Below are 19,426 nucleotides of genomic sequence, written 5' to 3' on the forward strand. Positions count from 1 at the left end.
GCCATGCCGCTGGCGAAATCGCCATGCGTTATGATGCCGCCCGAATTGCTGCCCGTGGCATTTCCGCCCAAAGTGGCGCCGCCGCCATTGCCGCCGCCGCTGACGACGCCGACGCCATCGGCGCCATTGCCACCCACACCACCTGCCGACCGCACCAGCATGCCATAAGAGGCCAATCCCGATGTTTCCACCTTGCCGGCGTTGCTTGCCGATGCGGTGCCACCGGAAGCGCCATCACCGCCGTCACCAGCATCGACGCCGAGACTGACGATGTTGTCACCGCCCTGGCCGCCATTGCCGCCGCTGGCGTTGGAAAAGATGCCGTAGGAGAAGTCGCCCGTCGTCGTGATGTCGCTGGTGCCAGACGCAACGGCGTTGGCGCTGCCGCCGGCGTTGCCGCTTCCGGCGTCGCCGCCGAGGTTGGCGATCGCCGGAAGGGCGCCGCCGCCACTGCCGCCATCGCCGCCGATCGCGGAAGCTATGAGTCCATGATGGCCCGAGCCGACGGTCGAAATCGTGGCGTTGTTGAGAACATCGACGGATCCGCCAACGCCGCCATTGCCGCCCTCACCACCATTGGTTTCAATGGGCGTTCCAGCCAGGCCTTCGCCGCCGTCGCCGCCGTCGCCGCCATTCGCCGTGCCGCCAAATCCAGATGCGTTGACGTTTATCTGCGGAGCGTTGTTTACGGCTCCAGGAGTCGCATTTGTAATCGATCCGCCGGGATCGCCATTATCGCCATCTGCGTCAAAGCCACCAGGTCCCCTGTCCGGAGCATCCGGGCCGTTCTTGTCTATGACGAACTGAGCATGCGCCGCCTGTATCAGCGGAAAACCCATCAGCGCGGTGGCGCCGAGAAGGACCATCAACCGTCCGGCAATCACACCTGGCCGGCGACGGCGACCCGAGCCAGACGCTTCTAGCGCCCATGCCACCGGTCCCAGTTTAAACAAAGTCCACGCTTGCGCCGCACGGAACGAACAAGGCGAGCGGCCCGGCAACGCTTGGCGGGCAAGCCCTGCTTGCTGGGATAGCTCTGCCATATGGGCATTGGCAGCGTCGATACCGGAATGCGAAACCGCGAACGCGCGTTTGATGGCAAAGCCACCACGCTTTGAAAACAAAGCCATGCACTTACCCCCCGTTTTACGGGGGCGCGCCCTCAATGCCTGCTTGAGTCCGACGCCACCGCTATGCTCTGCTCATGCAATTGCAATAAGGATGCCGGCACTGTGCAATAAGGTTCAATGCATTAAACAGAGCATCCGCATTCCCACTTGCGGAGCTCTGACTCAATTAGAATACATTAACTTATGCCGGATGAAACCGAAAACTTACGTGGGGAACACTGACCAAAGCCACCGACGTTTCATAGTCGTCATATGACGACTATCTGCCGTTTCGTGGCCGGAATCGCAGAACAATGCGATTGGACTGTCCGATTTCGTGATGCTCGACCCGCTGGCCATGGCATCGACGCGCAAACATCCTATATCAAAGGACAGAGTTTTTGCGCGGGAATGAGCGGATGTCGGCACTTCGGCCATCAACGATCTTCACAGTGGCAATGCTGGCCACGGCAGTGCTGGCGGGCGTTTGCCTGCCGGCTTCCGCGCAGGCGCTCAATTCCGTTACCGGCAACAATGCGCTGATCCGGCAAAACGACCTGCAAATCCTGCAAAACAGGATACAACGGCAGCAATATCAGCAGCAACAGCAGCAGAATCGCGCCCAGGACCGCCAGATCGTTCAGCAACCACCACCGGTCGTGCAGCAGCTCAAGCCAAGCTGCCAGACCCAGATAATCGGCACCACCGCCGTGAGCAATTGCCGCTGACATCAAGGTCTTTTTCGTTTATTTAGCCGACTTAGGTATTTCGGGTGTCTTTCGGCACATGCGAAAGTTTTGGTTTGCAACGACGCCTTGTCGGGCTATGCGGCATTGCATCGACTGGATTGACGAATGGCAGCCACCAAGAAGAAGGCCGTACGCAAGGCAAAGAAGGGCGAGAGGATCCGCCAGGTAGCGGCTATTCCCTTTCGGCTGACCCTGCACGGCGACATCGAGGTTATGCTGGTCACGTCGCGTACCACCAGGCGCTTCATCGTCCCCAAGGGCTGGCCGATGAAGGGCAAGAGCGGACGCAAGGCGGCCACCATCGAGGCGCAGGAGGAAGCCGGCGTGCTCGGCAAGACGCTGAAGCAGCCGGCGGGCACCTATTCCTACTGGAAGCGGCTGGCCAATCGCTTTGTCCGCGTCGACGTCATCGTCTATCTGCTCGAGGTAACGGAGGAACTGGCCGACTGGCAGGAAGCCAAACGACGCCAGCGGGCCTGGCTGGCGCCAGCCGATGCGGCCATGCTCATCGACGAGCCGGATCTTTCAACGTTGGTGAAGACGCTGAAGATCCCCCAGCCTTTGCAGGTGGACCAGGCGTAAAGCCTCACTCGCCGGGGTCGTCGCTTTCGGGAAGCGGCCGCACCGGCGTGCCGGTATAGGCCCACAGCCACTCGCGCGGCAGCGGCCCCTTGTTTCGCTCGGCCTGCTGCGACTGCTCCCAGGCATGCGCCAGGATGCCGACCGAGCGCGACAGCACGAAAAGCCCTCGCGTCAGCGGCGGCGGAAAACCGAGTTCGCCATAGATGACGGCGGTGGCGCCATCGATGTTGAGCGGTATTTTTTTCCCCCTGCGTCGCGCGACATCCGCCTCGATCGCTTCTGCAATGTCGGCGAAACGTCCATTGACGGCACCGCATGCGGCAAATTCGCGGGTCAGCTCCAGCAAGCGCGGCGCGCGCGGGTCGACGGGATGGAAGCGATGTCCGAGCCCCGGCACATAGCCCTTCTCCTCGGCGAAGAACCGGTCGAGCCGCGCCGAGACCGCTTCATTCAGCGTCATCCCGGCATCGATTGCCACGGCAATGTCGCCATAGAGGGAAAGCGCCTGCTCGCCGGCGCCACCGTGCACATCGCCGAGAACGTTGATAGCCGAGGCCATGGCGCTGTTGATACCGACGCCGCAGGTTGCAGCCATGCGCGCGATGGCGATCGATGGCGCCTGCGGTCCGTGGTCGACGGCGGCAGCCAGGGCGATGCCGAGCAACTCTGCCTGGTCCTCGCTGGGCAGTTCGCCGCGCAGCATCAGCCAGATGACAGCCGGGAAGCTGACGCGGCCGATCAGATCCTGGATCTCGTAGCCGCGCAGCCGGATGACACCAGGCCGCATCTCGATGATGTCGGTCTGCCACCATTCCTCGCCGCGCTCACGGCCCGTCTTCTTCTCCGTGCCGCTCATGCGCGTGCCTTTGTCTTGGCGCGGGGTGGCAGGTCGGCGAACACCTCGCCCATATGTTCGCCGAGCGCCGGCGGCGGCTTTGTCGGCAAGGGTGAAACGCCATCGACCATGAAGCCGCCGCGCAGAACGGTCAGCGGCTTGTCCATGCCAGCCACATCGTCGAAATTCGCGGTCACCTGGCGTTCGAGGACTTGCGGCTCGGCCAGCACTTGCGGGATCGTCAGCACCCTGCCGGCAGGCACGCCGGCGCGATTGAGCATCTCTTCCCAGGCCGCGGCTGGCGCGCCCGCCAGGGCGTCCTCGATCTCGACTTTAAGCGCCGCACGGTTGCGCTTGCGCGTCTCGCGCTCGGCAAAGCGGGTATCGGAAGCCAGTTCCGGCCGGCCGATCAGCCGGCACAGCGCCACGAACTGCTCCTGCTTGTTGGCGGCGATGTTGATGAGCCCGTCGCCGGTGCGAAACGCACCGGAGGGTGCCGCCGTCATGTTCTCATTGCCCATCGGCTTGGGATCGATACCTGCGGTCAGATAATTGGAAACCGGCCAGCCAAGGGCGGAAAGTGTGCATTCGAGCATCGAGACGTCGAGAAAGGCACCCTCGCCGCTCGTCTTCTGCCGCACCAGCGCCGAGGCGATGGCGAACGCGCCGACCAGTCCGCCAAGCGTGTCGGCGACGGGATAACCGACCCGCAGCGGCGCCGTTTCCGGTGTGCCGGTGATGCTCATGATCCCCGACAGGCCCTGGATGATCTGGTCATAGGCGGGATTGTCGCGCATTGGCCCGGTCTGGCCGAAGCCCGATATCGCGCAATAGACGAGGCCGGGACGGACCGCCTTCAGCGCCTCGTAGCCAAGGCCGAGCCGATCCATCACGCCGGGGCGGAAATTCTCCACCAGTGCGTCTGCGCTGGCGACCAGATCGAGGAAACGCTCGCGATCGGCTTGCTTCTTGAGGTCGAGCACAACAGATCGTTTGCCGGCGTTCTGCGCGAGGAACGAGGCGCCCATGCCGGCGCTGTTGAGCTTTGGCGAGCCGCCGAGCTGGCGGGCCAGATCACCGCCTTGCGGCGCCTCGACCTTGATCACGTCGGCGCCAAGCAGCGCCAGCTGATAGGCACAGTAGGGACCGGCCAGGACATTGGTCAGGTCGAGGACGCGGATACCGGAAAGCAGTTCTGTCATGGCGTCATGGATCGATCAGGCATCGCCGGGCACATGCTCCGGTCCGCGCCGACGCCGATGCTCGATGAAGGCCCAGATATGCGGGCCGGCGAGGCCGATGAAGGCGAGCGTCAGCAGCGTCAACGACAGCTTGTGGGTGTAAAACACCGACCAGTCCCCATTCGAGATGGTCATCGCCCGGCGGAACTGGGTTTCGGCGAGCGGCCCAAGGATCATACCGATGATGACAGGCGCGGTCGGGAAATCGAAGCGCCGCATCAGGAAACCGGCGGCCCCCAGGAGATAGAGGATGACGAGGTCGATGGGCGATTGCGAAATGCCATAGGTGCCAACCGTGGCGAACACCAGGATGCCGGCATAGAGCTGCGGCGCCGGGATTTTCAGCAGCCGCACCCACAGGCCGATCAGCGGCAGGTTGAGGATGACCAGGATGACGTTGGCGATGAACAGGCTGGCGATCAACCCCCAGACGAGGTCGCCCTGGGTCGTCAAAAGCAGCGGTCCGGGGTTTATGCCGTAGCTCTGGAACGCCGACAGCATGATCGCCGCCGTCGCCGAGGTCGGCAGGCCAAGCGTCAGCATAGGCACCAGCACGCCGGCTGCGGACGCATTGTTGGCAGCCTCCGGGCCGGCGACGCCCTCGATGGCGCCGACCGTGCCGAACTCCTCCTTGTGCTTCGACAGCTTCTTTTCGATCGCATAGGACAGGAAGGTCGGGATTTCGGCGCCGCCGGCCGGCATGGCGCCGATCGGGAAGCCGATCGCAGCGCCGCGCAGCCAGGGTTTCCACGAACGCCCCCACTCGGCCGCCGTCATGTAGAGCGAGCCTTTCAGCGGCACGATCTCGTCCTTGCCGGCATAGCGGCGAGAGGCCATGTACAGCGTCTCGCCGACGGCAAACAGGCCGACGGCGGCGATGATGACGTCGACGCCGTCGAGCAGTTCGGTCATGCCGAAGGTGAAGCGCGGCTGGCCGGTCTGCAGGTCGACGCCGATCATGCCGATGACGAAGCCGGCGAACAGGCTGGTCAGGCCGCGTACGGAAGACGAGCCGAGCACCGCCGAGACGGTGATGAAGGCCAGCACCATCAGCGAGAAATATTCCGCGGGGCCGAAGGCCAGCGCGAACTTGACCACCACCGGCGCCAGGAAAGCGACGCCCATCGTGCCGATCGTGCCGGCGACGAACGAGCCTATCGCCGAAGTGGCGAGTGCCGCACCGCCACGGCCCGAACGCGCCATCCTGTTGCCTTCCAGCGCAGTGACGATGGTGGCGCTTTCGCCGGGCGTGTTGAGCAGGATCGACGTCGTCGAACCGCCATACATGGCGCCGTAATAGATGCCGGCAAAAAGGATGAAGGATGCTTCCGGCGCCACCTGGTAGGTGATCGGCAAAAGCAGCGCGATGGTCAGCGCCGGCCCAAGACCGGGCAGCACGCCGATGGCGGTGCCGAGCGTGGTGCCAAGCAGGCACCACAGAAGGTTGACCGGGTTGAAGGCGACCGAGAAGCCGTGCGCGAGATGTCCGAGCGTTTCCATGGCGTCAGCCCCTCAACATGGTGATGAGCGCATCGATGACCGTGTTCAGCTGGTTCTCGATGAAACCGGCACCGATGTTGACGCCAAGCGCCCTGGCGAAGCCGAAATAGGCGGCAAGCGCCAGGATCAGACCGAGCCCTATGTCGCGCAGCGTACGCTTGCTGCCGAAGCCATAGCAGACGAGAACGAACATAATGACCGAGGCGGCGGTGAAGCCGAGCGGCTGGATCAGCACCAGGTTTGCCACCAGCCCGGCAACGACGATGCCCATCGCCTTCCAGTCGGTCGGCGTTTCCTTTTCTTCCTCCGGCTGCCAGCCGCCGCGCAGCGCTGCGAGGATAAGCAGCAGCGAAAGCACGATCATGCCGGTCATGGTGATATAGGGAAAGACGGTCGGCCCGACCTTGGAATAGAGCGGCGACACCGGGATCGCCAGGGTCTGCCAAGCTACGGCCCCGGCGCAGGCGAGAAGCCCGACGCCGATCAACAATTCGGGCATGGCAAGGCGCGGGGGCGCCGCCTGATGGTCGCTGGTGCTCATCGGTGTCCTCCCAAAGTGGCGGGCATCCTCCAGCCGGCCGCATCCGCAGTTTCGCCGCATCATATGTCCATGCGGCAGGCGAAGTGGGGAAGGGGGCAGCATCTAACCGCCCCCTGAAGACATCAGGCGAGGCCTAGATCCTTGAGGATCGCGGTGATGCGGGCCGTGTCCTCGGTGAGGAATTTTGCGTAGTCGTCGCCAGTCAAAAGGATGGGCGTCCAGTTGCGGTTTTTGCACTCGGTAGCCCATGCATCGCTCTTGGCCATGGTCTCGATCATTGTGACCATCGCCGCCTTGTCGGCGTCGGAAACGCCGGGCGGTGCGAAGACGCCACGCCAGTTGAACAGTTCGACATCGATGCCGGCCTCCTTCAGCGTCGGCGCATCGATGCCGTCCTGACGCTTGTCAGCCGAGATGGCGAGCAGCCTGAGCGCACCCGCCTTGACCTGCTCGGAGAACTCGCCAAAGCCGGAAATGCCAGCCGCGACCTGGTTGCCGAGCAGCGCCGACAACGCCTCGCCGCCGCCAGCGAACGGCACGTAGGACAGGTTTGTCGCCGGCACGCCGACGGTCTTGGCAATCAAGCCGAACAAGATGTGATCGGAACCGCCTGCCGAGCCGCCAGCGACAGGAACCTTTGTCGAATCGGCCTTGAGCGCGGCGACGAAATCAGCGGCCGTCTTGAACGGCGACTCCGCCGGCACGACCAAGGCCTCGAACTCGCCGGTGAGGCGGGCGATCGGGGTGACTTGCGTCAGATTGTTCGCGGCCTTGTTGGCGATGATGGCGCCAACCATGACCATGCCGGCAACCATCAGGGAATTGCCCTTGCCGTTCCACTGGCTGATGAATTGCGGCAGCCCGACAGTGCCGCCGGCGCCGCCGACATTGGTGATCTGCGAACCCGAGATGAGCTTTTCACTGCGCAGCACCTGATCGATGGTGCGCCCCGTCTGGTCCCAGCCGCCGCCCGGTGCCGCCGGCACGAAAATCTGGATCTGGGGTGCACCCTCGGCGAAAGCGGGAGAGAGATGCGACGCCACCAGCCCGGCGGCGCCCGCGGCTGCGGTGCTCATCAAAAATCTGCGTCTGTTCAGCATGGGATTCCTCCAAATCACGACACCTCCTCCGGTGCCCGCCAAAACGCGCCTGCATCCAGACCCGTCATCGATTTCAAGCAGATGTTACGGAGTTCTGTCAACGGAAACGATATTCTACTGGACAGAACGATTTGGCGGCGCGACACAGTCGCGTCGCTCGGCTTTCTTCAAACTGGAACCGCCATGGACTCGCCAAGCAAATCGGCAGATGCGAAAATCGACCACGCGTCCACCGAAGGTGTTGCGGCACTCGATCGGGCGATTGCCATCCTCGATGCCTTCACCACGGATGACCGGTCGCTCAGCCTGGCCGAAATCGCTGCGCGCACCGGTCTCTACAAGAGCACCATCCTGCGGCTTGCGAATTCCCTTTTGCGCGGACGATTGCTCGAGCGTCTCGACAATGGGCGCTACCGCGTCGGACCCGCGACCTTTCGGCTCGGTGCGCTCTACCAGCGTTCGGTCGTGGCGGTCGATATCCTGCTGCCGATCATGCGCGATCTTTCCGAGCGAAGCTGGGAGAGCGTTGCCTTCTATGTTCGCTCGGGCGACGTCCGCACCTGTCTCTACCGCGTCGAATCCAAGCACCCGATCCGCTATACTATACGAGAAGGCGACGTATTGCCTTTGCTGCTCGGCTCGGGCGGCCGCGTGCTTGCAGCGTTTTCGGGCCAGCAGGGCGAACCCTACGAGACCATCCGCAAGACCTGCAACTGTCTCGCCGTCGGCGACCGCGATCCCGAGACGGGGGGCGTGTCGGCGCCGGTGTTCGGGCCAGGGGGCGTGCTGCTCGGCGCCTTGACCCTGGCTGGACCAAGCACGCGCGTCGACGCGGCATTTCTGCAGCGCATGAAGCGTCCGCTGCTCGAGGCGGCGGCCCGCGCCACCCGCGCCTTTGGCGAGGACGCCTCAATGCTCGAGCAGGCAAGCCTGGCAGCGGACGCCATGCCGTAGAATGCGTCCTGGTTGGGAAGCTCGCTCAGTTCAATTTGACAAGAACCACACGGCGGTTCTTGGCGCGGCCCGCCTCGTCATCATTGCTGGCGACAGGCGCCATCATGCCGGCGCCCGCAGCGGTCAACCGCGCCGCTCAGGTCACCGCGCCAGCAGGATGGTCGGAGCGTCGTGATAGGTGGTCTTTACCACTTCCCGGTAACCGCACTTGGCAGCCACCCTCAGCGAAGCGCCATTTTCCGGATCGATGATGCAGACCGTCTTCTCGCGCCCGAAAATCACTTCGCCCCACGCCAGGACACGGCCAACCACCTCGGTGGCGAAGCCCGCCCCGTGCACGGCCGGAACCAGCGCCCACCCGGCCTCGGGAATGCCTTCGATCGATGGTTCCATGTCGCGCTTCAGATCGTGAAACCCGGCCTCGCCGATGAAGCGCCCGGTCGCCTTCTCCTCGATCGCCCAGAAGCCATAGCCGAGCAGCGACCACAGGCCGGCGTGACGCAGGAAGCGCATCCAGCTTTCTTCACGCGTGCGCGGCTTGCCGCCGATGAAGCGGGTGACGACGGGATCGGTCCACATCGCGGCATAGGCGTCGAAATCATCCAGCCGGTGTGCCCGCAGGATGGTTCGCTTCGTTTCGATGACAGGAGCGCTGGTCGCTTGCGGATTGTTCATGGGATCTGCCTCGCACGAATCGTCAGCGCTTAGCAAATCGCCGGTGCGGCGCAAGGGGCCAGGGCAACACGGCCCATCATCCAGGCGCCGCTATGGGAATTTTGCAAGACGGTGTTATTTTTCACGGCAGGCTGATTCAACACCTGCCAGCGCGACCTTTTTCGGGCGCGCATTGATGCCGTCAAACCCGGGGAAAGAGCATGGACACCACCGATCTTGTGCTTGCGATCTTACATCATCTGCTGGTGTTTTCGCTGGCGGGGATCATCGGCGCCGAATTCGTCCTGATCCGCGGCGACCTGGGTGCTGCTGCGACGCTCAAGAGGCTCGCCGGCATCGACCGCCATTACGGCGTCATCGCCGCATTGATCATCGTCGTCGGCATCGGCCGCGTCTTCTATGGCCTCAAGGGCTGGGAATTCTACGTCTACAACTGGGTGTTCTGGGCCAAGATAGCGGCGTTCGGCGCTGTCGGTCTGCTGTCGATCATCCCGACCGTCCGCTTCATATCCTGGAACAGGCAGGCGAGCGGCAATGCCTCGTTCCAGGTGTCGGCGACCGAGCTTGCATCCGTGAAGACCTATATCCGCGCCGAAGCTTTCATCTTCCTGCTCATCCCGGTCTTCGCCGCGGCGATGGCGCGCGGCTACGGCTACTAGGATGGCAATCACCCTCCGACATCTTCCATCCATTGGGCCCGGACAGTTTGCGGATATTGGCAGTTTGCCGTTTGAGCCAAGTTGCTATTTGTTAGCTTGCCCTGGTTGTTGCTTCATGCGCAGCCGGTGTTGAGAGGAGTTCCGCACAGCGGTTGGAGATTCATATCCCGGGAGGAGATCACGATGAGAAGATTTGTCGCCACTCTGGCTGCTGCCGCGGCCGTTACGCTTTATGGGTTCACTGCCGGCGCGCAGACCTATCCTGAACGCACCATCACCGTTGTGGTGCCTTTTGCGGCCGGTGGCCCGACCGACACGGTCACGCGCCTCGTCGCCGAAGCCATGTCGAAGGATCTCGGCCAGCAGGTCATCGTCGAGAATGTCGGCGGCGCCGGCGGCACGCTGGGTGCCGGCCGCGTCGCCAACGCCGAGCCTGACGGCTATACGCTGCTGCTCCATCATATCGGCATGGCGACAAGTGCGACGCTGTACAGAAAGCTCGCCTACGACACGCTGAACGCCTTCGAATATGTCGGCCTCGTCACCGAGGTGCCGATGACCATCGTCGGCCGCAAGGACCTGGAGCCGACCGATCTCAAGGGGTTGGTGGAGTACGCCAAGGCCAACAAGGATTCCATAACCGTCGCCAATGCCGGCATCGGTGCGGCCTCGCATCTGTGCGGCATGCTGTTCATGAGCGCCATCAAGACGCCGCTGGTCACCGTGCCCTACAAGGGTACCGGCCCGGCCATGACCGATCTCCTCGGCGGCCAGGTCGACATCATGTGCGACCAGACGACCAACACCACCAAGCAGATCCAGGGCGGCACCATCAAGGCCTATGCCGTCACCTCGCCGGAGCGCCTCGATGTGCTGAAGGACGTCCCGACGACGGTGGAAGGCGGCCTTCCCGAAGTGCAGGTCGGCATCTGGCACGGTCTCTATGCACCCAAGGGCACGCCAGCCGGGATCACCGAACGCCTGTCGAAATCGCTGCAGGTTGCGCTGAAGGACCAGAACGTCGCGGCCCGCTTCGCCGAACTCGGCACCAAGCCGTCGCCCGAGGCCGATGCGACGCCCGCCGCACTGAAGGCCAAGCTGGAAGGCGAGATCGCGCGCTGGAAGCCGATCATCGAAGCCGCCGGCCAGTACGCCGACTGAGGTTTGAACAGGGGCGCCACCGGCGCCCCTGTTCCGCTCGGCATCCGCTACCCACTGCGGTCTTGGGAGAACCATCATGAAACCTTTCGCGATCGACAGGGCCAACGGCCTGTGCGCCGCCCTGTTCATCGGTTTCGGCGCATGGTTCGCGCTGCAATCGCTCGGCCTCGAAATCGGCACCGCGTTGCGCATGGGGCCAGGCTATTTTCCGCTGGTCCTGGCGATCGTGCTGATCCTGCTTGGCGCCGTCATTCTCGTCCAGGCCGTACGCGTCGAGGGCGAAGCGATCGGGCATATTGCGTGGCGCGGCATGCTGTTCATCCTGCCTGCTCCGATCTTCTTCGGCCTGACGGTGCACGGCCTCGGATTCATCCCGTCGATCTTCCTAACGGCGCTGATCGCGTCGTTTGCCAGCCGCCGCATGAAGCCGTTGACCGCGCTCGTGCTGTCGGCCGGCCTGACATTGTTCGCGTTCCTCGTCTTCAGCTACGCGCTCGGCCTGCCGTTCCGCCGCTTCGGCCCGTGGCTGGCCCCATGGTTGGCATCCTGAGGCGACGAGCATGGATCTGCTCGACAACCTCGCGCTCGGCTTTTCGACGGCGACGTCGCTGACCAACCTCGGTTTCTGCCTGATCGGCGTCCTTCTCGGCACGCTGATCGGTGTTCTGCCCGGCATCGGCGCCACCGCGACCATCGCCATGCTTTTGCCCATCACCTTCCAGATCGGCGACCCGGTTTCCTCCCTCATCATGCTCGCCGGCATCTATTACGGTGCGCAATATGGCGGCTCGACCACCGCCATTCTCATTAACATGCCCGGCGAATCCTCGTCCGCCGTCACCGCGATCGACGGCTACCAGATGGCCAGGAACGGCCGCGCCGGGGCGGCCCTCGCGATCGCGGCCATCGGCTCATTCTTTGCCGGCACCGTATCGACATTCCTCGTCGCCATCTTTGCCCCGCCGCTGACGGCGATCGCGCTGAAATTCGGCGCGGCCGAGTATTTTTCGCTGATGATCGTCGGCTTGGTTTCGTCCGTCGCGCTCGCCCACGGCTCGATCGTCAAGGCGCTGGCCATGGTCGTGCTCGGCCTGCTGCTCGGCATTGTCGGCACCGACATTTACACCGGCACGCCGCGCTTCACGCTTGGAATCCGGGAATATGCCGACGGGTTGAATTTCGTTGCGGTGGCGGTCGGTGTCTTTGGCGTCGCCGAGATCCTGCGCAACCTCGAAAACGAGGATGAGCGCTCCGTGATGATCCGCAAGGTCACCGGCCTTATGCCGACCCGCGAGGACTTTCGGCGCATGGCAGCGCCCATCGTGCGCGGAACGATCATCGGTTCGGCGCTCGGCATCCTGCCGGGAGGCGGCGCGATCCTGGCAGCTTTTGCGTCCTACACGGTCGAAAAACGCGTCTCGAAAAACCCGAAGGAGTTCGGCAAGGGAGCCATCGCGGGCGTCGCCGGGCCGGAATCGGCCAACAATGCCGGTGCGCAGACCTCCTTCATCCCGATGCTGACGCTCGGCATTCCGGCCAACCCGGTCATGGCGCTGATGATCGGCGCCATGATCATCCAGGGCATCGTACCCGGCCCCAACGTCGCGACCGAACAGCCGGCGCTGTTCTGGGGCATCATCGCCTCGATGTGGATCGGCAATCTGATGCTGATCATCCTCAACCTGCCGCTGATCGGGCTTTGGGTGAAGCTGCTGACGATCCCCTATTACGTGCTTTTCCCGATCATCATGGCGTTCTGCTCGATCGGCGTCTACAGCGTCAACAGCAACGTCTACGACCTCTACGCCGTCGCTTTCTTCGGCTTCCTCGGCTACCTCCTGACCAAGCTGCGCTGCGAACCGGCACCGCTGCTGCTCGGCTTCGTGCTCGGCCCGCTGCTCGAGGAAAACCTGCGCCGCGCCATGATCCTCTCGCGCGGCGACCCGAGCACTTTCGTGACCAGACCGATCAGCGCCGGCCTGCTGCTCATCGCGCTCGCCGTGCTCGCCGTCGTCTTCCTGCCGGCGGTCAAGAAAAAGCGCGAAGAGGTGTTTGTGGAGGAGAGTTGAATTACGCTGTCGTTCCGCTTCGGTCCTGAACCTCTTCGACCGGGTCGAGCGGTGCGATCGGCACCAGCGGTGCCGGCACATCGGTCGTCTTGACCTCGGCCTTGCAGATGTCGGCGATGACGCAGGCCGGGCAATCCGGCTTGCGCGCCTTGCAGACGTAGCGGCCATGCAGGATCAGCCAGTGATGTGCATGGCGCATATATTCGTCCGGAATGATCTTCAGCAATCCTTGCTCGACCTGTTCCGGCGTCTTGCCGGGCGCCAATCCTAGCCGGTTGCCGATGCGCAGAATGTGCGTGTCGACCGCCATCGTGTGCTGGCCGAAAGCCATGTTGAGCACGACATTGGCGGTCTTGCGCCCGACCCCGGGCAGCTTGACCAATTCATCACGACTATCGGGTACCTCGCCGCCATGGTCGCGGATCAGCGCCTGCGACAGCGCAATCACATTCTTCGCCTTGTTGCGCCACAGCCCGATGGTGCGGATATATTCGCCGACCCTTGCCTCCCCCAGCGCCAGCATCCTGTGCGGCGTATCGGCGGCCTTGAACAGCGCCCGCGTCGCCTTGTTGACCCCTGCATCCGTCGCTTGCGCCGACAGCACCACCGCGACCAGCAGCGTGAAGGCGTTGACATGTTCGAGCTCCCCCTTCGGCTCGGGCCGCTGGACGGAAAAGCGCCGGAATATCTCGTTCACTTCGGCCGGGCTGTAGCGTGACGCGCCTCGCGCCGGCCGCGGGCGCGGCTTTGCGTTCGAACCATCGCGTGGTGCGGGCAACAGCTCTTTTTTGGACAGGGAAGAATCTTTGGACTTGGGACTTGCCATTTCCCTCCTATAATATCCCCTCATGAGCGACACAAACGCCTCGTTTCAGGCCGACGAGCCATTCTTTCAGGCGCTACTGACCCCGCACCGGTCTCTGGGCCGGACAGGCTTCTTCGTCCTGATGGGCGCGCTGCTGTTCGGCTGGCTGGTGACAGGCGCGTTTTTCCTGTCGCGCGGCGCCTGGCCGGTGTTCGGCTTCTTCGGCCTCGACGTGGCCGCCGTCTACATCGCCTTTCGCATCAACTATCGTGCCGCTCGCGCACGCGAAGAAGTCTCGGTCTCGCGCACCAGCCTCGACATCCGCAAGACGGCACCTTCCGGCAAATCGGAAGCGCATCGCTTCAATCCGTTCTGGGCGCGGTTTTCGGTGGCCCGTCGTGCCGAGATCGGCATCACAGGGATGGCGGTGCAAGGCGAAGGCCAGAACGTGCCGATAGGATCGTTCCTGGACCCCGATTCCCGCGAGAGTTTTGCCACCGCCTTTTCGCGAGCGCTGGCGACCGCCAAGGCACGCTGAGCCCGTGTTTCAGAACCGGTAGCGCAACAGCCTGCCGATTTTCCGCAAGGCCGGAATGTACTTCCAAAGGCGAATGAACAATTTGGCGGACCAGCCCATGCGAGCGGCATGTTCAGGCTTGTAGGCCGAGATATCTTCGACGAACCTCAACTTCGGAACGGTCAACTCGAGTTCGTGTGGATCGTCGATGGCCCAGTAAACCTCTGCGCCCGTTACTTTGATGGTTGGATTGAGGCGAAGCAGCTTCAGGCCGAAATTGCTGTAGGCGTCGAAGATCAGCTCGCCGCTGGCAAGATGCGAAACGAGCCGCGCAAACAGGCGTGGCCCTTCATCGGCGGCGAGATAGGGCGTCAGCCCTTCCGCCACCACGATTGCCGGGCGATTGCGGGGCACTTGTGCCAGCCAATCCGGTTCGATCACCGACGAAGCGACCAGATGGCAATGGTCGCGCGGCGGATAAAGCTTGCGTCTGAGATCGATCACCTCGGGGTAGTCGACGTCGAACCAGTCCACACCTGACGGAGGATCGACGCGAAAGATACGCGTGTCGAGCCCGCACCCCAGATGCAGCACGATGGCGTCGGGATTTCTGGCGAGAAAGTCCTCAACGCGGACGTCCAGCGTTTTTGCCCTGATGGCCAGGCCGACGCCGAGGTTGCCGTCGACTTTCAGCCTTGAGAAGTCGTAGTCGATCTTGTGCACCGCCTCATCGGCCAAGCGATCTCCGAGCAGCGAATCCGGTAACCGGCTCTCCAGCGCTTTGCCGTAGAGCGTCAGCAGCAAGGTCTCCCTCTCGCCTGTTAAATGTACTTTTTCGCCAGCCACGAGCGGCTCCTGGGCTCGAATCCCGTGTCTATCTGGGTATGCGCCGCAGGAAAGCAAGTTTCGGGTGGCGATCGACGCCCCGAGGGGCGATATTCCGGCTCAAGGAGACAGTTCCATGAGCACACACACAGCAGTCCTCAAAAAGGACATCACGCCTGAAGGCAGCGACTACGAAATCGTGCGCCGTGCCATCGAGAAGATCAGTCTCGACTATCGCGATCAGCCTTCCCTCGAAGAGCTGGCCGAGGAGGTCGGCGAGACGCCGACAGGCTTGCAAAAACTCTTCACCCGCTGGGCCGGCCTGTCGCCCAAGGCCTTCCTGCAGGCGGTGACGTTGGACCATGCGCGCAGGCTGCTCGATTCCGGCATGCCGCTGCTGGAGACCTCGTTCGAGCTGGGCATGTCCGGCCCGGGCCGGCTGCATGACCTGTTCGTCACGCATGAGGCGATGTCGCCGGGCGACTACAAGACACGCGGCGCCGGGCTCACCATCCGCTACGGCTTCCATTCCTCCCCATTCGGCACCGCCCTGATCATGGCCACCGAGCGCGGGCTCGCCGGCCTCGCCTTCAGCGACCCCGGCGAGGAACGCTCCGCCTTCGCCGACATGTCCAGCCGCTGGCCGAACGCCATCTATGTCGAGGACATGACTGCTACCGGCCCCTATGCCGCCCGTATCTTCGATCCGACGCTGTGGCGCCCCGACCAGCCGCTGCATGTCGTCATGATCGGCACAGACTTCCAGGTTCGCGTCTGGGAGGCGCTGCTCAAGATCCCGATGGGTAAGGCCCGCACCTATTCCTCGATTGCGGCCAGCATCGGCGCACCGTCCGCCAGCCGGGCGGTCGGTGCGGCCAACGGCGCCAATCCGCTCTCTTTCGTGGTGCCTTGTCACCGCGCCATCGGTAAATCAGGCGACCTTACCGGTTATCATTGGGGCCTGACCCGCAAGCGCGCCATTCTGGGCTGGGAAGCCGGGCAGGTATCGTAATATCGATTTTCCTCGATATTACGAAGAAAATCGGCGTTATTAAGTATAAGCGCGATTTCCACTGTGGTTTCCGCCTTTGCAACCGAGGGCAACCTCCGGTTCCCAGAGTTGTTATTTTGAGCCTTTATTTTAGGTAACTCTAAATTAACCACGATAAAGTGATGATGCCCTCGTATTAATCCGGACGATCCGGCTTAATAGGAGGTCCCGATGACATTGTTTCGCGCCGCCTGCGGCGCAGCTCTGCTGGTTGCCAGCATCGACGAGGCCGCGTTGGCCGCGACGCAGAATGTCATCTTCAACGGCACGATCGCGCCCACCTGCACACTTGTCGTGGCCACCAACGGTACGATGACGGCCAGTCCCGATCTCCAGTCCCTCAGTTCCCACAACAGCGGCGGCTCGGCTGGGACCGTGACGCTGACGACGACCGGAGGTGTGTCGCTCAGCGTCGATCCGGTCACCACCATGACGGTGCCATCCGCCGACAGCACGTCGACGACCTGGACGCCCACCTACTCCGCCGCCGGCGCGCATTCCATCGTCGAGACCGGCTCGGCAACCAGCATCACCACACCCGGCGCCGATCTCGTCTCGGTTCACCTCGCAGGAACCAAAGGCGGCAGCAATCGCTTCGCCAACGGCAATTATCAGGCAACGGTAACGCTGCGCTGCGAATGACGCGTGGCGAAGGAGGGGTCGTTGAAACATGCTCGAATCCTGGCGACGGCATTGGCCGTCGGATTGGCGCCCATTGCCGCCGAGGCCCAATCGATGTCGCCGATGCGTGGCGAGATCAACAGCTTCACCGACGTCTTCGCAGTTCGCGTCTTCCCCGCCAATCCCTACGACCGGAAGATCCGGGTCGAAATCCATGTCTACGATCAGGATTTCCAGCCGGTAGATGCCAGGGTCTCTCCAAATGTCTTCCAACTGGCTTCCCAGGCCTCCCGTTCTGTCCTTGTGGTTGTGCCTTTTGACGGCGCTGCCGAGCGTAAAGTGCGTATCTGTACCGAAAGCATCCCCTTTCCCAATCAACAGACGCAGATAAGGGCACAGATATGCGGAAAGTTTTTTGGGCGCCGCAAGTCCTGACACTGGCGCTCGCGGCTGCTTGGGCGGGTGCCTCGCCAGCCGGGGCCGAGGACGTCTACAACCTCAACCAGAATGAGAGCGGCTTCAACCTGCCCGGCGTCACCTTGCCCCAAGGTCAGGACGAGGTGCATGCCGCGGACGGCACCACTTGCCGTTCCGCCGTCTCCGGTTCCGGCGCTTATGTCGATCTCGGCGTCATCCGAGGCAACAGCCAATCGGACAACAGCGTTGCCACCTATGGTCGGGTGGTGATCCCGATCGGGCGCACGCCGAAGCGCGTCGATTGCAGCCGTCTCTACGAGCTTGAGGTCGAGCGCCTGCAACTGGAACTGAAGCTCCTCAAAATGGGCCTCGGCGCCGACGGCCAGACGGCGAGCGTGGCTGCCAGCGCTTCCACGGCCGCGTCACCGGGGTGGGCCAACGAAGGCTGGAGCATCAGGACCGGAAATGGCGATGGCAAGAAAAAGAAGAAGCAGTAGCCGCGCGCTGCTTGCGATGGCTGCACTTGCCGGTTCCTGCCTTCCGGTGCAGGCAGCGATCATCGGCACCTGCACCATCATGGTCGGGGCGTCCGGAACGATGAAGGCCAATCCCGCCATCAGCATACTGGGCTCCAAACAGGCAGGCGGATCGAGTGCCAGCGCCACCGTGGTGGCAAGCTCGCTGTTGTGCTCATTGCTTAACTTGCTTGACTGCTATTCGGTTTCGGCACCGGCGCCTGCCGCATTCTCGTCCGCGCCGAGCGGCGGCGGCACCAACGTGACCTTCGCTTCGGTCTTCCGCCTCGATGGCTTGGGGGTCGACAACACTGGAAGTGTGCCGCAGAGGGTTACCAACGGCACCCACACGATGCAGGTCGACCTCACCGCCACCAGATCGAGCGGTATCTTTCCCGCCGGCAACTATCAGGGCACGGTCACCGTGCGCTGCGAATAAGGCCACGACACCTCAAATCGGACTGGACCACTCGCGTGGTCTGGCAAGCCGCGGCCTTACAGGTTAGCTTTCGCGCAATCGGAACGGCCCGCGTTCGCCCGGACGCACGAAGGACGCTCCGACATTTTGAATTTGCGTTGCCAGGAGGCCTTGCTTGATTATCGTCATCGGCTCGATCAACCTCGACCTTATCGCCAAGGTCGACCGCTTGCCGAGCCCCGGCGAGACGGTGGGCGGCTCGGCCTTCACCACCGCGCCTGGGGGCAAGGGCGCCAACCAGGCACTGGCCGCCGCACGGGCCGGCGCCTCGGTGTGCATGGTCGGCGCCGTCGGCAGGGATAGCTTCGCCGCCGAGGCACTGGCATTGCTGCGCGACGGCAAGGTCGACCTGTCCGGCGTTGCCGAGACTCACGCCTCGACCGGCACGGCACTGATCATGGTCGCCGACGACGGCGAGAACATCATCGCCGTGGTGCCGGGCGCCAACGCTTCCGTGGTGCCCGGCGATCTCTCCAAGGCCTTCTTGAAAAAAGGCGACGTCGTGCTGCTGCAAAATGAGATTCCGCTGGCCACCGTCGATGCCGCCCTCGACCAGGCAAGGGCGGCCGGCGCCATCACCGTGCTCAACACGGCGCCTTTCCAGGGGCAAGCAGCCGGCTTTATCGGCAAGGCCGACTATGTCGTCGCCAACGAAACCGAGTTCGATCTCTATGGCGAAGCGCTGTCGCTGCAAGGCCGCGACCGGGCGGCCCGCATGCGCGACTTTGCCGGAAAGACCGGCCGCACCGTCGTCGTCACGCTCGGCGGCGACGGCGTGATGGCGGCGACACCGAGCGATTTCCTCACCGTTCCGGCAAGGAAGATCACCCCTGTCGACACGGTCGGCGCCGGCGATACGTTCTGCGGCTATTTCGCCGCCAGCCTGTCGTCGGGCCTCACGCTCGAACAGGCGCTGGCGCGCGCCGGCGCGGCCGGCTCGCTGGCCTGCCTCAAGCCTGGTGCCCAACCAGCGATCCCGCTCGCCAAAGACGTCGATCAGGCGCTGCAGGAAAGCCGTTAAA

At 63.4% G+C, this 19,426-nt stretch carries 22 protein-coding genes and 2 pseudogenes; 14 read left to right on the top strand and 10 right to left on the bottom strand.

Annotation, left to right across the window (positions count from 1 at the left end; translation table 11 throughout):
• Nucleotides 1–866, bottom strand: a pseudogene (locus EN943_RS11530) (hypothetical protein); the annotation flags it as partial.
• A 662-nt stretch (nucleotides 867–1,528) separates the two neighbouring features.
• Here EN943_RS11530 and EN943_RS11535 point away from each other — a divergent pair.
• Entirely contained in the window at nucleotides 1,529–1,837 is a 309-nt protein-coding gene (locus tag EN943_RS11535; RefSeq protein WP_127412714.1) for a hypothetical protein, read from the top strand.
• Between the two features lie 126 nt (nucleotides 1,838–1,963).
• On the top strand, nucleotides 1,964–2,440 hold the full coding sequence (locus EN943_RS11540; RefSeq protein WP_127412715.1) for an NUDIX hydrolase: 477 nt from the start codon (nucleotides 1,964–1,966) through the stop codon (nucleotides 2,438–2,440).
• 4 nt (nucleotides 2,441–2,444) lie between these two features.
• Here EN943_RS11540 and EN943_RS11545 read toward each other — a convergent pair whose 3' ends face one another.
• The 5 genes from EN943_RS11545 to EN943_RS11565 all read right to left on the bottom strand — a co-directional run bounded on the left by EN943_RS11545 (nucleotide 2,445) and on the right by EN943_RS11565 (nucleotide 7,657).
• The gene (locus EN943_RS11545) at nucleotides 2,445–3,296 is read right to left on the bottom strand and encodes a citryl-CoA lyase (RefSeq protein WP_127412716.1); all 852 of its coding nucleotides are present in this window, start codon (nucleotides 3,294–3,296) and stop codon (nucleotides 2,445–2,447) included.
• A complete protein-coding gene (locus tag EN943_RS11550; RefSeq protein WP_127412717.1) occupies nucleotides 3,293–4,477 on the bottom strand; it encodes a CoA transferase in 1,185 nt (394 codons plus the stop codon). Before EN943_RS11550 ends, EN943_RS11545 begins: the two co-directional genes overlap by 4 nt.
• 15 nt (nucleotides 4,478–4,492) lie before the next feature.
• Nucleotides 4,493–6,016, bottom strand: coding sequence for a tripartite tricarboxylate transporter permease (locus EN943_RS11555; RefSeq protein ID WP_127412718.1), 1,524 nt, complete (start codon nucleotides 6,014–6,016; stop codon nucleotides 4,493–4,495).
• 4 nt (nucleotides 6,017–6,020) lie between these two features.
• Nucleotides 6,021–6,557 carry a tripartite tricarboxylate transporter TctB family protein gene (locus tag EN943_RS11560; protein ID WP_127412719.1) on the bottom strand — a complete coding sequence of 179 codons (537 nt, stop codon included), beginning with the start codon at nucleotides 6,555–6,557 and terminating at the stop codon, nucleotides 6,021–6,023.
• 122 nt (nucleotides 6,558–6,679) lie between these two features.
• Nucleotides 6,680–7,657 carry a tripartite tricarboxylate transporter substrate-binding protein gene (locus tag EN943_RS11565; protein WP_127412720.1) on the bottom strand — a complete coding sequence of 326 codons (978 nt, stop codon included), beginning with the start codon at nucleotides 7,655–7,657 and terminating at the stop codon, nucleotides 6,680–6,682.
• A gap of 183 nt (nucleotides 7,658–7,840) precedes the next feature.
• Here EN943_RS11565 and EN943_RS11570 point away from each other — a divergent pair, with 183 nt between their 5' ends.
• Nucleotides 7,841–8,611 (top strand): IclR family transcriptional regulator, encoded by a 771-nt coding sequence (locus tag EN943_RS11570; protein WP_127412721.1) that lies wholly within the window; start codon nucleotides 7,841–7,843, stop codon nucleotides 8,609–8,611.
• A gap of 25 nt (nucleotides 8,612–8,636) precedes the next feature.
• On the opposite strand, the pseudogene EN943_RS38310 reads toward EN943_RS11570, so the two are convergent.
• Nucleotides 8,637–8,747 (bottom strand): annotated as a pseudogene (locus tag EN943_RS38310) (flagellar motor protein MotB); the annotation flags it as partial.
• A 5-nt stretch (nucleotides 8,748–8,752) separates the two neighbouring features.
• Nucleotides 8,753–9,286, bottom strand: a complete 534-nt coding sequence (locus EN943_RS11580; protein WP_127412722.1) for a GNAT family N-acetyltransferase — start codon at nucleotides 9,284–9,286, stop codon at nucleotides 8,753–8,755.
• Nucleotides 9,287–9,486: 200 nt separating this feature from the next.
• On the opposite strand from EN943_RS11580, the gene EN943_RS11585 reads away from it, so the two are divergent.
• From EN943_RS11585 to EN943_RS11600, 4 genes are all read left to right on the top strand, one after another.
• On the top strand, nucleotides 9,487–9,945 hold the full coding sequence (locus tag EN943_RS11585; protein WP_127412723.1) for a DUF2214 family protein: 459 nt from the start codon (nucleotides 9,487–9,489) through the stop codon (nucleotides 9,943–9,945).
• Between the two features lie 183 nt (nucleotides 9,946–10,128).
• Nucleotides 10,129–11,106: a tripartite tricarboxylate transporter substrate-binding protein gene (locus EN943_RS11590; RefSeq protein WP_127412724.1), complete on the top strand. Its 978-nt coding sequence runs from the start codon at nucleotides 10,129–10,131 to the stop codon at nucleotides 11,104–11,106.
• 76 nt (nucleotides 11,107–11,182) lie between these two features.
• Nucleotides 11,183–11,656: a tripartite tricarboxylate transporter TctB family protein gene (locus EN943_RS11595; protein WP_127412725.1), complete on the top strand. Its 474-nt coding sequence runs from the start codon at nucleotides 11,183–11,185 to the stop codon at nucleotides 11,654–11,656.
• A 10-nt stretch (nucleotides 11,657–11,666) separates the two neighbouring features.
• Nucleotides 11,667–13,175 (top strand): tripartite tricarboxylate transporter permease, encoded by a 1,509-nt coding sequence (locus tag EN943_RS11600; RefSeq protein WP_127412726.1) that lies wholly within the window; start codon nucleotides 11,667–11,669, stop codon nucleotides 13,173–13,175.
• A gap of 1 nt (nucleotide 13,176) precedes the next feature.
• Here EN943_RS11600 and nth read toward each other — a convergent pair whose 3' ends face one another.
• Entirely contained in the window at nucleotides 13,177–14,001 is an 825-nt protein-coding gene (gene nth / locus EN943_RS11605; RefSeq protein ID WP_127412727.1) for an endonuclease III, read from the bottom strand.
• A 22-nt stretch (nucleotides 14,002–14,023) separates the two neighbouring features.
• Here nth and EN943_RS11610 point away from each other — a divergent pair, with 22 nt between their 5' ends.
• Entirely contained in the window at nucleotides 14,024–14,518 is a 495-nt protein-coding gene (locus EN943_RS11610) for a DUF2244 domain-containing protein (RefSeq protein ID WP_127412728.1), read from the top strand.
• 9 nt (nucleotides 14,519–14,527) lie between these two features.
• On the opposite strand, the gene EN943_RS11615 is transcribed toward EN943_RS11610, so the two are convergent.
• A complete protein-coding gene (locus EN943_RS11615; protein WP_127412729.1) occupies nucleotides 14,528–15,343 on the bottom strand; it encodes a class I SAM-dependent methyltransferase in 816 nt (271 codons plus the stop codon).
• Nucleotides 15,344–15,458: 115 nt separating this feature from the next.
• Here EN943_RS11615 and EN943_RS11620 point away from each other — a divergent pair, with 115 nt between their 5' ends.
• The 6 genes from EN943_RS11620 to EN943_RS11645 all read left to right on the top strand — a co-directional run bounded on the left by EN943_RS11620 (nucleotide 15,459) and on the right by EN943_RS11645 (nucleotide 19,425).
• Complete coding sequence (locus tag EN943_RS11620) at nucleotides 15,459–16,334, top strand: bifunctional helix-turn-helix domain-containing protein/methylated-DNA--[protein]-cysteine S-methyltransferase (RefSeq protein ID WP_127412730.1); 876 nt, start codon at nucleotides 15,459–15,461, stop codon at nucleotides 16,332–16,334.
• A 210-nt stretch (nucleotides 16,335–16,544) separates the two neighbouring features.
• Nucleotides 16,545–17,015, top strand: a complete 471-nt coding sequence (locus tag EN943_RS11625; RefSeq protein ID WP_127412731.1) for a hypothetical protein — start codon at nucleotides 16,545–16,547, stop codon at nucleotides 17,013–17,015.
• Between the two features lie 21 nt (nucleotides 17,016–17,036).
• The gene (locus tag EN943_RS11630) at nucleotides 17,037–17,429 is read left to right on the top strand and encodes a hypothetical protein (protein ID WP_127412742.1); all 393 of its coding nucleotides are present in this window, start codon (nucleotides 17,037–17,039) and stop codon (nucleotides 17,427–17,429) included.
• A complete protein-coding gene (locus EN943_RS11635; RefSeq protein WP_127412732.1) occupies nucleotides 17,396–17,908 on the top strand; it encodes a hypothetical protein in 513 nt (170 codons plus the stop codon). Before EN943_RS11630 ends, EN943_RS11635 begins: the two co-directional genes overlap by 34 nt.
• A complete protein-coding gene (locus tag EN943_RS11640; RefSeq protein WP_164778168.1) occupies nucleotides 17,883–18,365 on the top strand; it encodes a hypothetical protein in 483 nt (160 codons plus the stop codon). Before EN943_RS11635 ends, EN943_RS11640 begins: the two co-directional genes overlap by 26 nt.
• Before the next feature lie 154 nt (nucleotides 18,366–18,519).
• The gene (locus tag EN943_RS11645) at nucleotides 18,520–19,425 is read left to right on the top strand and encodes a ribokinase (protein WP_127412734.1); all 906 of its coding nucleotides are present in this window, start codon (nucleotides 18,520–18,522) and stop codon (nucleotides 19,423–19,425) included.
• The last annotated feature ends 1 nt before the right edge of the window (nucleotide 19,426 follow it).

This window comes from Mesorhizobium sp. M7A.F.Ca.US.006.01.1.1 (genome assembly GCF_003997935.1).
Taxonomy (GTDB): Bacteria; Pseudomonadota; Alphaproteobacteria; order Rhizobiales; family Rhizobiaceae; genus Mesorhizobium.

Coding starts and splice junctions, on each gene's coding strand:
- EN943_RS11535 (WP_127412714.1), top strand. CDS start 1,529: ATGTCGGCACTTCGGCCATCAACGATCTTCACAGTGGCAATGCTGGCC.
- EN943_RS11540 (WP_127412715.1), top strand. CDS start 1,964: ATGGCAGCCACCAAGAAGAAGGCCGTACGCAAGGCAAAGAAGGGCGAG.
- EN943_RS11545 (WP_127412716.1), bottom strand. CDS start 3,296: ATGAGCGGCACGGAGAAGAAGACGGGCCGTGAGCGCGGCGAGGAATGG.
- EN943_RS11550 (WP_127412717.1), bottom strand. CDS start 4,477: ATGACAGAACTGCTTTCCGGTATCCGCGTCCTCGACCTGACCAATGTC.
- EN943_RS11555 (WP_127412718.1), bottom strand. CDS start 6,016: ATGGAAACGCTCGGACATCTCGCGCACGGCTTCTCGGTCGCCTTCAAC.
- EN943_RS11560 (WP_127412719.1), bottom strand. CDS start 6,557: ATGAGCACCAGCGACCATCAGGCGGCGCCCCCGCGCCTTGCCATGCCC.
- EN943_RS11565 (WP_127412720.1), bottom strand. CDS start 7,657: ATGCTGAACAGACGCAGATTTTTGATGAGCACCGCAGCCGCGGGCGCC.
- EN943_RS11570 (WP_127412721.1), top strand. CDS start 7,841: ATGGACTCGCCAAGCAAATCGGCAGATGCGAAAATCGACCACGCGTCC.
- EN943_RS11580 (WP_127412722.1), bottom strand. CDS start 9,286: ATGAACAATCCGCAAGCGACCAGCGCTCCTGTCATCGAAACGAAGCGA.
- EN943_RS11585 (WP_127412723.1), top strand. CDS start 9,487: ATGGACACCACCGATCTTGTGCTTGCGATCTTACATCATCTGCTGGTG.
- EN943_RS11590 (WP_127412724.1), top strand. CDS start 10,129: ATGAGAAGATTTGTCGCCACTCTGGCTGCTGCCGCGGCCGTTACGCTT.
- EN943_RS11595 (WP_127412725.1), top strand. CDS start 11,183: ATGAAACCTTTCGCGATCGACAGGGCCAACGGCCTGTGCGCCGCCCTG.
- EN943_RS11600 (WP_127412726.1), top strand. CDS start 11,667: ATGGATCTGCTCGACAACCTCGCGCTCGGCTTTTCGACGGCGACGTCG.
- nth (WP_127412727.1), bottom strand. CDS start 14,001: ATGGCAAGTCCCAAGTCCAAAGATTCTTCCCTGTCCAAAAAAGAGCTG.
- EN943_RS11610 (WP_127412728.1), top strand. CDS start 14,024: ATGAGCGACACAAACGCCTCGTTTCAGGCCGACGAGCCATTCTTTCAG.
- EN943_RS11620 (WP_127412730.1), top strand. CDS start 15,459: ATGAGCACACACACAGCAGTCCTCAAAAAGGACATCACGCCTGAAGGC.
- EN943_RS11625 (WP_127412731.1), top strand. CDS start 16,545: ATGACATTGTTTCGCGCCGCCTGCGGCGCAGCTCTGCTGGTTGCCAGC.
- EN943_RS11635 (WP_127412732.1), top strand. CDS start 17,396: ATGCGGAAAGTTTTTTGGGCGCCGCAAGTCCTGACACTGGCGCTCGCG.
- EN943_RS11640 (WP_164778168.1), top strand. CDS start 17,883: ATGGCAAGAAAAAGAAGAAGCAGTAGCCGCGCGCTGCTTGCGATGGCT.